At 47.6% G+C, this 12,416-nt stretch carries 12 protein-coding genes; 4 read left to right on the top strand and 8 right to left on the bottom strand.

Annotated features, from left to right (window positions below):
- Positions 1-111: 111 nt before the first annotated feature.
- Complete coding sequence (locus tag IY568_RS06405; protein ID WP_194867099.1) at positions 112-465, bottom strand: hypothetical protein; 354 nt, start codon at positions 463-465, stop codon at positions 112-114.
- Positions 466-547: 82 nt separating this feature from the next.
- Here IY568_RS06405 and IY568_RS06400 point away from each other — a divergent pair, with 82 nt between their 5' ends.
- The 3 genes from IY568_RS06400 to IY568_RS06390 are packed head-to-tail and all read left to right on the top strand — an operon-like array spanning position 548 to position 1,877.
- A complete protein-coding gene (locus IY568_RS06400; RefSeq protein ID WP_228553155.1) occupies positions 548-952 on the top strand; it encodes a DoxX-like family protein in 405 nt (134 codons plus the stop codon).
- Entirely contained in the window at positions 952-1,476 is a 525-nt protein-coding gene (locus tag IY568_RS06395) for a GNAT family N-acetyltransferase (protein WP_194867098.1), read from the top strand. Before IY568_RS06400 ends, IY568_RS06395 begins: the two co-directional genes overlap by 1 nt.
- The gene (locus tag IY568_RS06390; protein WP_125557486.1) at positions 1,473-1,877 is read left to right on the top strand and encodes a hypothetical protein; all 405 of its coding nucleotides are present in this window, start codon (positions 1,473-1,475) and stop codon (positions 1,875-1,877) included. Before IY568_RS06395 ends, IY568_RS06390 begins: the two co-directional genes overlap by 4 nt.
- A gap of 82 nt (positions 1,878-1,959) precedes the next feature.
- Here the strand turns inward: IY568_RS06390 and IY568_RS06385 are convergent, their stop codons facing one another.
- The 7 genes from IY568_RS06385 to IY568_RS06355 all read right to left on the bottom strand — a co-directional run bounded on the left by IY568_RS06385 (position 1,960) and on the right by IY568_RS06355 (position 10,720).
- Positions 1,960-4,566: a serine hydrolase gene (locus IY568_RS06385; protein ID WP_194867097.1), complete on the bottom strand. Its 2,607-nt coding sequence runs from the start codon at positions 4,564-4,566 to the stop codon at positions 1,960-1,962.
- Positions 4,567-4,790: 224 nt separating this feature from the next.
- Entirely contained in the window at positions 4,791-7,319 is a 2,529-nt protein-coding gene (locus IY568_RS06380) for an ABC transporter permease (RefSeq protein WP_194867096.1), read from the bottom strand.
- Positions 7,310-7,972 carry an ABC transporter ATP-binding protein gene (locus tag IY568_RS06375; RefSeq protein WP_125557492.1) on the bottom strand — a complete coding sequence of 221 codons (663 nt, stop codon included), beginning with the start codon at positions 7,970-7,972 and terminating at the stop codon, positions 7,310-7,312. The genes IY568_RS06380 and IY568_RS06375 overlap by 10 nt, the downstream gene beginning before the upstream one ends.
- A gap of 111 nt (positions 7,973-8,083) precedes the next feature.
- Positions 8,084-8,440, bottom strand: a complete 357-nt coding sequence (locus IY568_RS06370) for a hypothetical protein (protein WP_194867095.1) — start codon at positions 8,438-8,440, stop codon at positions 8,084-8,086.
- 53 nt (positions 8,441-8,493) lie between these two features.
- Positions 8,494-8,829, bottom strand: coding sequence for a hypothetical protein (locus IY568_RS06365; protein ID WP_194867094.1), 336 nt, complete (start codon positions 8,827-8,829; stop codon positions 8,494-8,496).
- Between the two features lie 103 nt (positions 8,830-8,932).
- On the bottom strand, positions 8,933-10,153 hold the full coding sequence (locus IY568_RS06360) for an ABC1 kinase family protein (RefSeq protein WP_228553165.1): 1,221 nt from the start codon (positions 10,151-10,153) through the stop codon (positions 8,933-8,935).
- 186 nt (positions 10,154-10,339) lie between these two features.
- A complete protein-coding gene (locus IY568_RS06355; protein ID WP_125557498.1) occupies positions 10,340-10,720 on the bottom strand; it encodes a VOC family protein in 381 nt (126 codons plus the stop codon).
- A gap of 218 nt (positions 10,721-10,938) precedes the next feature.
- Here IY568_RS06355 and IY568_RS06350 point away from each other — a divergent pair, with 218 nt between their 5' ends.
- Complete coding sequence (locus tag IY568_RS06350) at positions 10,939-12,378, top strand: coniferyl aldehyde dehydrogenase (protein WP_416365156.1); 1,440 nt, start codon at positions 10,939-10,941, stop codon at positions 12,376-12,378.
- Positions 12,379-12,416: the final 38 nt, after the last annotated feature.

Below are 12,416 nucleotides of genomic sequence, written 5' to 3'. Positions count from 1 at the left end.
AGCTACGAAGACATTTTGGATCAGGTCAGTGAAGCATGGAATGCGTTTATCTCATGTGCTGACAGGGTGAAATCACTATGCTTTAGAGACTGGATAAAAATGACCAGTTAATTAATCAAAATGGTATAACTGTTTATCGTCCAGTATGGCCGCCAGCAAACCAACCAGCTTTTTTCCTGCACTCCCATTAGGGATCCGGCTCTCGCCCGTCATCGTGCTCAATGTATCCAGATCTGCATACCCTGCGCTGGCAGCATATCCCCCATTCGGCGTTTCAACATAAACGCTCACGCCAGGAATAAAGTCCGATACTAAACCCACAAGCAAATGATCCACGTATTGCTGTAAGTCACTGCCAGTATCCTCTACTTTGACAGGCTCTGCCGGCTGACCCCTGCTACAACCACTGGCTAACAGAAGAAAAAAGACAAGCCAGACGCCGATTTGTAACTTTTTAATATCCACTTGAATCGCTTCCTGCGCAGTAATGTTGGTACAAACTACTTTAAATTTCGTTACAAATACATACACTGGGTAATATATCTATATGAATCTTATAACGTTACTACCAATGCCGATTACTCAGTTAGCGCGTTTAGCAATCACTTTCGCCTGGTTTTATCACGGTTTAGTTCCTAAATTACTTCACATTGCACCACTGGAGTGGCAAATATCTTCCAGTCTGGGTCTGGAAGGCGATTTAACACACCTGCTGATACGCTCTGCAGGCATCGGAGAAATAATCTGGGCCTTTGTGTTTTTTATCTGGTATCAAATACCTACTATTATCTATCTGAATATAATCGCATTAATTGGTTTACTACTGGCAGTTGCTGTTCTGCAACCTGTAATTCTTTTTGAAGCATTTAACCCGGTAACCACCAACCTGTCCCTGATTGTGCTAAGCGTTTGGTTATTACCCAACAATCAGTTAGAGCGGGATAAGCGCTGATGAATAAAAATAACGAACTACCCCTGCTTATCCGCAATGCAACAGCACAGGACTGTCAGAATTTGGCCCAGCTGTCTGCTGAGGTTTGGCTGGACACTTACGCCACGGACGGGCTCCAAACAGAGTACCTTGAATACGTGAACAGCACTTTCACTGTGTCTTATTTTCAGTCATTGCTCGGACAGCCAGATCACCGGCTACTTATTGGTACAAAAGGCGGTTTGTTACAAGGCTTTGTCCTGCTTAACCTGGCCAGCAGCTATCAGACACCACACAATGGCTACGAAATCGACAAGCTCTATGTGCATAAGTCTTGTCAGGGCACAGGTGTAGGACGTGCCTTGCTACAGCACACGGCAAGGCAATTTGGCACGCCTATGTGGCTTTACACCTGGACTGAAAACGCAGCAAATCAGTTTTACCGGCGGCTTGGTGCAAAACAAATTGGTACACTCAGTTTTGAAGCATTTGGCAATACAATCAATAACAACGTCTATAAAATCACCACAGGAAACCTGGTATGAAATACACACTCCTCATTATCTTTTTCGCACTGTTAAGCGGTTGTCAGAGCACCACTCCCGAGCCCGGTATTCAAGGAGAGGCTGCATTTACTGCAAACGATCCTGAATATGGCTATACCACCCATAAGCCTGTCAAACTTGGGGGCTTTTTACGTGGTTCTAAGTATGAAGGCAGTCATATAGAGTATTTTCAGAGCCTGACTGGCCCCAATGGTGAGCCTGTGCAGGTAAAACGACTTGGCAGCTGCTGTCCGTTTGAAGATCAGTCTATGCCATTTGGCGGTGGTATGTTGGATAAGTATCAGCTCAGTTATCCGGGTCAGAAAAAACCGGTGATCATTTATGTCAACCTGTATCAGTTTGAAGCGCCAAAAGCACCGCAAGGGTTTACCCTGTTGTAGCAATAAGGAAGGCATAGGCCCTCCTTATTCGTGTATCACTATTGTGCGTTATACCAATTTACTTAATTAAGTAAAACGGTTACTACTCCTCGTGTGCAACACCGGCACGATAAAACGCTGCCAGGTGGGTCTGTAAACGCAGCATGTTTGAGCCATCTCCATAGTGACCGTCTTCAGCATTCGACAGTGCCACAATCCCCGTTTTGGTATAGGGGTTGTAGGTCATGATAGTATGGGTGCCCGGATCTCCCCCGTCATGGCCCACAAATGGACCTTGCCAAAACCAAAAGAGCCCTTGTGTATCCATCCAGTAGGTTGGTACGTCTGTTTGTACAGACAGCATAGTTGCAACACTTTGCTCACTCAACACCCTGACATTATCCAGTGTACCGCCCTGACTGATAGCAATTAACAAACGAGCCAGGTCATGAGCAGACGAATTCAGATCTCCGTCAAAGAAAGTCGGATAGCTGAACTCAGGCACGTATCGTGCGACCCCTTCACTGTCTATGGTATATTGCGGCGTTTTCGGGTTGTCTTCTGACAACTGAGTGTGATCCCAATGGGTATTGCTCATCCCCAAAGGCACAAATAAGTTTTGCTTCATCTGCTCCACCAGACTGATATCGAGCAGATGTTCGACAGCATATCCCGCCAGACCAGCACCGACATTACTGTAACTATGAATGCTGCCCGCAGGCACACTCCCTTCACCAATATAAACATCGTCCGTGAAGTACTGCCCACCTGGCAGTAAATATGCCTGGTAGAACTCAGTAGCATCCGTCAGTGTAGTTTCTTCACATAACTCATGTCCTCCCTGCGCATACAAAGACAGGTTGGTGCCGTGGATGTAGTAGCTGCAATTGTATAGCAGTGTATCACTGATACCTGAAGTATGCGTTACTAAGTGGCGTAGGGTGATATCACGCTCTGCATTCGGGTGCGTCAGCTCAAACGGCAAGTTCATTTGCGCCAGCGGCGTATCCAAGCTAAGCAGACCTTGCTCTATTAACTGCATGAAACCTGTTCCCATCACCGCTTTACTGGTTGAGCCTACATTCATTGGAGCATGAACTGTCATAGGCTGATTGGTCTCTAAATTTGCGATCCCGTAGCCTTTTTCGAAAATGATCTGACCATCTTTAATGACCGCCACAGCAACCCCTGGAATGTCCATGTCCGCTATTTCCTGCGTAAACGCCTGGTCAACTGAGGTTAAATCGAAACCCCGGCTGGGCGTTGCCCCCAATGCCTGAATGGCATAATCGAGCACGTTATCAGACGACCATTCAACTTCTTTTGTCGTGTAAACGGGTACTGCGAGATCAGGCGCCACTCCGGCGACTTCAAGCACCTGATTATTGAGATCGGAATAGGTTTGGTGGCTCAACGAGCCGGTCCATCCATTTGGCAGTGTAAAATCCAATGCATCAGATACAGCGCCGTTTGTTGCGCCGCCGACTAGCGTTACATGCTCTAAAGATTTGAGGGTTTGAGTTAATACTTCGCCTGCGCTGTAAGCCAACTCACCGGTCAGCACATAAACGGGTTTAGTATAAGCCTGGTCCGGCGCAGCTTTAAGCGTTAAAGTCTGCTTCTCCTGCTGATAATCGCCATTGAGGATTTGCTTGTATGCCACCGTCCGCTCTTTATCATTAAAAAACCGTGCGATTTCTAATGACACACCATCGAATCCGCCATCGTTAACCCGCAGGTCAATGATGATGCCATCGCTGTCAGCCAGGTCTTTCATCACTTCGCGCATTAACGTTTGGGTGTCTTCGATATCTTGCTTTGCCTGTGGAATGACATCAAAGAAACTGTCTGCTTCAGTTTCTTCACTGGCCAGCATCGCGGCCTCACGGTCTATACGAATATAGCCCAGATTACCATCCAGTTTGCCCCAGCCTAGCGCATTGCTGCTTTCATATCGGGTTAGTTTTTTATCCAACACATACAAATTCGTTATTTCAGCGAATGCACTTAATTGGTTATTGTAGGCCTGATCCATGTGCGCCTCCCAGTCGTCTCCATGGCGTTGCTGCATAAGCCAGGCTAAATCTTCATACAACTCTGTCGCGCCTTCTCCTGAGATCTCAAAGCGCTTGTCATCAGTCAGTGATACATGTGTATCATCGAAATCTTCAAGCATAGCTTCAAACACCTTGGCAAGTTGCTCTGGCGTCGTATCAGCATTGATATATGGCCGATATGCGGAATATGCCGCTTGCCAGTCTATTTCTCTGAGTTCAAAAAACGCATAATAGTCATTAAATGTGTGCCAGAAGTACTCAAAGTTGGTTATGGGGTCGTCACCGCTGAGGCGTTGCTTCGGTTTACACTGCTCACGCATTTCTGATTGTTTTGTAAACACCCAGTCATTCGTCGCATGCGTGGTCAACGTCAGGGTACTTTTGTCGCTTTTAAGATATTCATCCAGGTTATCCAAATCTTTGTATGGGTGCGTCTCAATCAGTACACATCCATGGTTGTTGTACTGAAAACGCCGTAAATTATCTGTATCAAACTGCCACAGATTACCCGTGCCCTGTTGCACCCACACACCCCGATGCTTAGCAAGCACATGGTCATCATTACTATTACCGCAACCAGCCATGAGTAAAGCTGCACTCACTACGCTCAGAGGCTTCCACCCCGTCATTCTCTTACCCATCAAGTCAAGCATACCTTCGTCCTTTTCCATTTGATTGTCTTCCAGCCCAGACAACCCGGGCTGGTCCTTATGAGGAGACTTAAGGCTAGATGAATGCTTTGCTCGATTCTGTAGAATGCTTATTCAAGGTTGTTTAACCCTGTAGCGAACTGTCAATATGTGTACCTAAATGTGGGGCTCCCCCTGGTTTGCTTGCACTTTTTCACCCTTCGTTCACCTTTTTGTCATAGCCGCGGTTAGCCCCCTTCATTCAGTAGTTCCATAGCGCTGCTGCGCAATTGTTTACGACTGAGTAAAATACCACTGATTGCGACCACCAGCGCAATAGCGAGCGCCTCGGCAAGCATCAGTATCAGGCTGCCCTGGTAAGACATGGCCAAATTCTGTTTATAAAATGCATCTATAAAGCTGTAGATTGCACCAACGGCGCATAAAGCGGGGATCAAGGTCACCGTTAGCCACTCAAACAAGAGGATCTTCAGACCTTGTATTGGTGACAACCCAAAGCTCAGCAGCAGTCCATTGCGGATCTGGTCTTTTTTCATATGGGTCTGGATAGCTGCTACCATCAGCAAATTGCTGAGCAACACAATAAAAGCAGCGTAACTCATCACCAGTGTGATTAATGCCTGTACCTGTGCACGGATTTTCTCTAACAACGCATCCACAGTGACGAGGCGCAATTGAGGGTGTGCACGCCACAACTCGCCGATTGCCGCTACGCCCTGCGCATTCAGCTCAATACTGCCCATATGATAAACGGGCTCTGCGGAACTGGGGGGGCTGCTTTGCTGTAACACAAACCAGAATGTCACTGAGCTGCTACCTGGTTTATGCCGATGTACGGCAGCGACAGTGACTTCAACAGGTTCGCTACCAACGACGAGCTGAACCGTATCACCCATTGAGAGCGCTAAATCTTCAAATACCTCCTGGTCGACAGATACGCCAGTCTGGGCAGATACAGCGGGCCATCCTCCCTGTGTGATCCGAACATTGTCGGGCGTTTGTGCTTGCCAGTGTAGGTTTACAGGCTGCTCCAGACGACGCAGTGTGTCACTGGGCTGAACATCCCGATTTAATATTGCTATACCGTTGATATGCGTTACTTGCGCCAACTGAAAGGGCTTCATCTCTTTAATGTGGCCCTGATAACGACCTACAAAAGATTCTAGCGCCGCTTTTTGCTCATCATTTGCACGGCTGACAAACACATTACCCTGATTCTGATAGAGATACTGTGACAGCATGTTGGTCACATCTCTCCCCATGTTGATGCACAGCAGCAATAAGGTGACGCTCAGACCCAGTGCAGTGATCTGTACCAGCTTAACCGACATGCGCTTGCGTAAAAGCAACAGACTAAACTTGGACAACACCCAGGAATTTGGCAACAAATAACCACCAAACCTGAGCACCAGCCAGGTGACGAAAAGCACCAGCAAAACACACACTCCTAGTCCACTTAGCAACATGCCACTAAGCAACCAGTTGTCGGTATAATTAACCACCAGGGCCACCAGCAGACCCACAGGGCTTAGCATGGCCAGCCAACGCCAGCGCTTAGGCTCGGTACGTTGCTCCAGAAGCAAACGAATGTCCCCCTGCAGCAAAGACAGCCACACAGGTAACGCGATGAAAACATACACAACCGTGGCCAAGGCGCAGGCAGCCAGTAAATCTTGCCACTGCCATTGCAGGCTAAACCCGTCAATATATGCCTGCGCGATATGGCTAACCCCATAGCTTGCCAGTAACGACAAGATGAGCGCTGGTAACAAACTCAGCATTAAGATCATCGCGCCCGCCATAACTGCCAGCACTGGTAACGTGCGTCGTGACATGCCGCAGGCCAGTAAAACAGATACGCTTCTCTTAAGTGGCTGAATTTGTACCTGGCTACACAACCACAGGATCAATACACTCAATAATACGATGATCAAACTCAGTAGCCCGAGAAAATTCTGCACCCGCTCCCAGACCTTTGCGAGTGGGTAGTTATTGAGAGACTTGCTAATTATCTGCGCGGTAGGAGAGCCTGATTGAAATCGGACAATTTCCGCTTCAGGCAAGCGAGAGTGCAACATCAATACTCTGCTTAAATATGGAGTGAGTTGTTCAATCTGTAAACTGGCGTCAGATACCATGGCGCGCATATCGCTACCAAAACCTTCCAATATTCGGTCTGGCTCAAGCTGCAACAGTGCAGAGACACGTAATTGCCTGCCACCCAGCATGATGGTATCACCCAATTCAACCGCCAGTGCCACTGCCAGCCTGGGTTCCAGCCAGATTTCTCCATGTGATGGCCCCTGCTGAACACGCTGTGCATTGAGCCCTTTGCTCAGACTAATATGAATGTCGCCCTGAGGCGGATAATGGCTATCAACGGCTTTAAGGAGCACAGGCTGATGATGCGACTGATGACTCAGAGTAACGCGGTATTGAGACTGTAAACTGTAAGCTTCACTATGAGCCCGCACCCAGGCCAACTCTGACTCCTGCCAGGCTCGTCGTACCGTCACTTGTGTATCAGCACCTAAGGTAGCCTGAAGATTGTGAGCCAAAAACCGCTCTACCCCTTGACCCAATAAACTGCTGAGCAACAAATAGAAAAACAAAATACTCAGGGCCCCTAACGTGAGCCAGTATTTGCCTTGCATAACCTGCCGCCAAAGCACCAGGGCAAATGTAAACACAGCATATCCGGGCGCGACTTTTTGCTGACCTGCTGAGTAACTTGCTGCTGCCCGCTCTAATGACATAACACCAGCCTCCCGTGACTGAGGCGAAATGCCTTATCTACCCGCTTTGCTAGAGCCATATCGTGCGTTACCAGCAGCAAAGAGGTGCCGCTTTGCCTGGCGCCGCTCAGCATCAAATCAATCACTTGCTCTGCGGTGGTTTCATCCAGATTGCCGGTGGGTTCATCCGCAAACAGCACCTGTGGTCTGACACACAAGGCACGGGCAATGGCCACTCTTTGTTGCTCACCGCCACTTAACTGAGTCACGTTATGCGTAAGCCGCTGCTCCAGCCCCATTTGCGTCAGCCAGTGTGTTGCTTGCTGAGCAGCATCACGATGACCTCTGAGCTGCAAAGGCAGTGCCACATTCTCAAGGGCATTGAGCTCTGGTAACAGGTGAAACTGTTGAAATACAAAGCCGCTGTGCGCGAGTATTTCGGTGGTATTCAGCGCCTGATTTTTAGCGTGGTAAGATACTTGTCCGGACTGAACGGGTGTCAGGCCAGCTAATAAGGATAGCAAGGTTGACTTGCCACACCCTGAAGCCCCCACAATTGCAATGTGCTCACCGGCTTCAATGCGCAACGACAGATCATCTAATAATGCCAACGATGTGCCATTGTGAAGATTTATAGTGTGATTAAGGTCACTAACCTCGAGTGACAGAGCCATATCTGGATCCCTGATGATTTAACATGGGATCCAGCTTGAACTCATCGGTGTGAAAGGAACGTGAAATAGTAACAGCACTTTGTTTTGCACCCATGCTGCTATGAATCCCATCTATTCGCTGACAATGGACTTTATTTTACACTCCTTAGAACGCAATCCGCTCCAGTCAGCGGTTTCATCCGCATAAATAAGTACTTTTGTATTTGCGTGATAAGCCGAAAGTGCAGCGCTGAAAATATTACCATTGGTCGTGGACGATTTGTCCAGCCAGTACCCAAACGGGCAATTCTCTTGTGCAGAGGCACTTTGCGACTCTAATGTGATTAAAAAAACGTTGTCAGTGTAATCCGCCCACGTGTAAAGCTTATCAATTTTATAATAGCCACCACTTGTCACTGTAGCCTGAGCCCCCAGAGACAAAAACGCCAGCATACCTGCAACCGCAGCGCATATATTCATTATTTTCATCTGTCAAACTCCTATTTACGAAAAACTACACACTTGTCATTTTAAACAAAAAACTAGAAACGCGTTTCCTGAAGTGACATCAGGCTCACTTCGCAGGTATCTGAAGCAGATGTCAGACGTACTTTTTTACCAGACATATACGCAGCTAATGCCATACTCAAAAAGTGGTTTATTTTGTCAGCGCTGTGTTTGCTATACGTTATGGTTGCTGTTTTGTTACAACCCGTCATCTCATACTGTACATCATTGCCAAAATACAATCGAATCTCTTTATTACTGGTAAAGTCGTATACTTTAACGCCTGTCAGCGTGCCAAGCCCAATATCTGTTACCGCCGAAGAAGCAAAAGAGGCCACCAACAGGGTCGCTCCCAATATCCGTTTGATCATAATAGTTCTCTTTATTGTAAAAGTGCGCACTATAAAATATCCATACAGCAGACTCAATTGTTTCTTTATTAAAAACAAACTGCAAACAATAAACCTAACTGAGTTAGCGGTTCAACTCGCTCAGCAAAGGTCGAAGATCAACCCGAGCCTTCAGCCTGGCAGCAATCAGATACAATCCAGCCAATTTCCTATGGATAAACAGGGCATCCACCGGTGGCGTGTGCCACTGTCTTGACTGCATACTCAATTGTCTGCCCTGTTCACTGATCTGCTTTGCGAGCCCACTGGCGGCAAAATCAAACGGCGCTTCGGCGCGCAACGGCGAAATTGCCAGATCAAACAATGACAACACCGCTTGTTGATAATTCGGGTCTATATCCTGAGAAAAATATCCGATATCACAGGCCGCCTCTTTTAAGGCCTGGAAGTCGCCTTCAGCACCAGCCAAAAGCAATGCTTTATAACCCTGACTCAGTGCCGGCGAAATAGCTCTGGTTGCACCGAAATCGAGCAGAATAATCTGCCCTGTGCCTGGATTGTATTGATAATTTGCCAGATTCGGATCAGTCTGGATCATACCCAGCTCAAACATCTCAGTGAAAAACAACTCAATTAAGCGAAAAGCCAGTTCATCCCGGCTTTTCTGCGGCAAAGATGCCATGTCTTCCAGAGGTTGCCCCTCAACAAACTCCATGGTCAGTAAATGCTGAGTACTCAGGGCGGGATAGTTGTTTGGTACTTTAAAGTGTGGATTATGTGCCAGCGCCTTTGCAAACGCTGCGAGTGACTTGGCTTCTTGCAGATAGTCAGTCTCAGCCAGTAGTTGTATTTTAGCTTCTTCAACGAGAGGCGCTATGTTTAGGGTTTTTGGCAACAAACCAGACAGTTTAATCAGGCTCACAACATTATCTACATCACTGTGAATGCTGTCGGCAACACCTGGATACTGCACTTTGATGGCCAGTGCCTGACCCTGCTCAGAGGTCGCCTTGTGTACCTGCCCTATTGACGCACGGGCAAAACTGTTCAAGTCAACATGGCTGAATTTATCCAACCAATCAGGGCCGAGTTCTTTTTCAAACGTCGCAACCAATTGTTTATGGGGCATAGGCGCGGCATCCGCTCTCAGTCGCTCAAGTAACGCAGATAACTCGGCAGGTAACAATTCACCAGCGTCCATAGATAGCAGTTGACCCAGCTTCATTGCCGCACCGCGCAAGTGGGACAATTTGTCAGCAACGGCCTGTATGTTGCCTGGCTGGAGTAATAATTCCGAACGGCTTGCTTTTTGTCCACTCAAGGCTTGTTTGGCACCGGCAATCATGACATTGGATGCCACCTTTCCTGCCAGCCCGCCAAAGTGTGCCAGCCTGCTCAGGCGACTGGATGGAACTCGTCGCGATTTGTTGTTCAACACTCTACTCCTGTATTTGTATTCACCCCTACAATACGCACTGTTTAACCATTTCGTTCAGGGTAGCAGGCAAAATCGGCCTATTTGTTGACATACCTAGTACGCTTCAATTGGCGATGAGATATCACAGAGCGTCCCTTCAGGAGCTAAAAGTAACAATCGCATTTGCCCATACTCTGTTGCCTCAGGTGTCTGAACTACCTCATAACCAAGCACTTTTGCTCTGTCATAGATAGAGTTAACCTTGTCCACGACAAAAGTCAGGTACATGCCAGACGAGCTTTGTTGTGCTTGCTCCGGCACGATGGGGTGAGACTTTAAAATGATCCCGAGTTCAAGGCCCGATTCCTGTGATACCAGATGAATAAACCAATCACTATCATACCTGATATCAAACGCGAACAACGACGTGTAAAAATCACGGGATTCAGTCAGGTTGGTTGTACAAACGTTAGTAAATAGTCGATTTATAATCATTTTCCCTCCCTCAGTGCATGGTTTGCAGACGTGCCTGTCACACATAAACTAGCACCAATTCGTGAGCGCTATATTAAACCCACCAAAGCGCGAGCTGGCTTGTCTCTTTAGAAATACAGTTACCCTAAAAACCGGAATGATTTATTTTGACCCATTTTAGCACTTTTATTCCCACATCTTCGTATCAGCGTTATTATCATGTAAATCACTTTGCAAAAATCGCCAAAACAAGGCCTACAACCATGACGAATATGAGCACAGTATCTGAGCACACATTACTGGAGATGAACTTTCAGGCAATGCGGTCGGCTTACAGCCGTGATCCGGCACCCGACTATGCGCAGCGCATTGCTGTGCTCAAAAAGCTCAAACGAGCACTCGTCAATCATGAACAACAGATTTACCAGGCTTTATCCGAAGATTATGGCTATCGCAGTGAGTTCGATACGTTTTTTGCTGACATAATGCCAACCATAGCAACCATTAATTATGCCATTAAACATCTGAAAAAATGGATGCAACCAGCAAAGCGTCATGCCGGGCTCATGCTTGCTCCTTCCAAAGTGAAAGTGCATTATCAGCCTTTGGGCGTGGTGGGTGTTGTCACCCCCTGGAACTTCCCATTTTACCTTGCGCTGGGCCCCACAGTTCAAGCTCTGGCCGCAGGGAACCGTGTAATGATCAAAATGAGTGAGTTTACGCCCGCTGCAAATCAGGTGCTGCGCACTATACTGGACGACATTAGCGATCACGTTCACCTGGTGGAAGGCGACGCAGACATTGGCGCTGCTTTTACCGCCCTGCCATTCGATCACCTGATCTTTACCGGTTCAACCTCGGTGGGCAAGCTGGTCGCTAAAGCTGCCGCAGACAACCTGACCCCGATCACGCTCGAGCTTGGCGGAAAGTCGCCAACCATTATCGATCAGGACATAGATATGAAAGTCGCCGTAGATGCGGTGATTATGGGCAAGTCAATAAACTCCGGACAGATCTGCGTGGCCCCGGATTACGTTTTTGTACCCACCTCACGCCTCGATTCATTCATTGATACTTTTATCGCCCGCTATACCGAGTACCACCTGCAAAGCGCTAACAAGAATCAGCAAAGTCATATCATTTCACAGCGCCAACATACTCGCTTATTACAACTGCTGGATGACGCTAAAGCCAAAGGGGCCGTAGTACACGCCGTTAAACAACCAGAGCCGGGGGATGGCAAACTCGTTTACCCTCATCTCCTGACCAACCTTTCTGACGACATGGCAGTTTTAAAAGAAGAGATTTTCGGCTCCTTGTTACCTGTTATGACCTACGACACATTGGATGAGGTAATATCCTACATCACGGCACGGCATCGTCCGCTGGCACTGTACATTATGTCAAATAATTCAGCACTGATTGAGCGCCTGATCACCCACACCCACAGTGGCGGAGTGAGTATTAATGATACCACAATGCACGTAGTTGCCGACGATGCCCCCTTTGGTGGCATAGGCCACTCGGGTATGGGCCATTACCATGGTTACGAAGGCTTTTTAACCTTTTCAAAAGCCAAAACGGTTCTGTATTCTAGCAGCTGGTTACCTAAAAACCGCTTTGTACTCAAGCATCGGGACTGGGTGTTAAAAGTGCTCCGTAAGTACTTATTGAGATAATCTCCCTGACGTCCGTCGGTGACTCAGAAAAAGACCAA

It is taken from the genome of Pseudoalteromonas sp. PPB1 (genome assembly GCF_015356275.1).
GTDB lineage: Bacteria > Pseudomonadota > Gammaproteobacteria > Enterobacterales > Alteromonadaceae > Pseudoalteromonas > Pseudoalteromonas rubra_D.
The sequence above is the reverse complement of the archived record's forward strand: the minus strand, read 5'-3'. Positions and strand labels throughout refer to the sequence as shown.

Excerpts from the sequence above, each read along its gene's own strand:
- IY568_RS06400 (WP_228553155.1), top strand. The coding sequence starts at position 548 with ATGAATCTTATAACGTTACTACCAATGCCGATTACTCAGTTAGCGCGT.
- IY568_RS06395 (WP_194867098.1), top strand. The coding sequence starts at position 952 with ATGAATAAAAATAACGAACTACCCCTGCTTATCCGCAATGCAACAGCA.
- IY568_RS06390 (WP_125557486.1), top strand. The coding sequence starts at position 1,473 with ATGAAATACACACTCCTCATTATCTTTTTCGCACTGTTAAGCGGTTGT.
- IY568_RS06385 (WP_194867097.1), bottom strand. The coding sequence starts at position 4,566 with ATGCTTGACTTGATGGGTAAGAGAATGACGGGGTGGAAGCCTCTGAGC.
- IY568_RS06380 (WP_194867096.1), bottom strand. The coding sequence starts at position 7,319 with ATGTCATTAGAGCGGGCAGCAGCAAGTTACTCAGCAGGTCAGCAAAAA.
- IY568_RS06375 (WP_125557492.1), bottom strand. The coding sequence starts at position 7,972 with ATGGCTCTGTCACTCGAGGTTAGTGACCTTAATCACACTATAAATCTT.
- IY568_RS06370 (WP_194867095.1), bottom strand. The coding sequence starts at position 8,440 with ATGAAAATAATGAATATATGCGCTGCGGTTGCAGGTATGCTGGCGTTT.
- IY568_RS06365 (WP_194867094.1), bottom strand. The coding sequence starts at position 8,829 with ATGATCAAACGGATATTGGGAGCGACCCTGTTGGTGGCCTCTTTTGCT.
- IY568_RS06360 (WP_228553165.1), bottom strand. The coding sequence starts at position 10,153 with ATGATTGCCGGTGCCAAACAAGCCTTGAGTGGACAAAAAGCAAGCCGT.
- IY568_RS06355 (WP_125557498.1), bottom strand. The coding sequence starts at position 10,720 with ATGATTATAAATCGACTATTTACTAACGTTTGTACAACCAACCTGACT.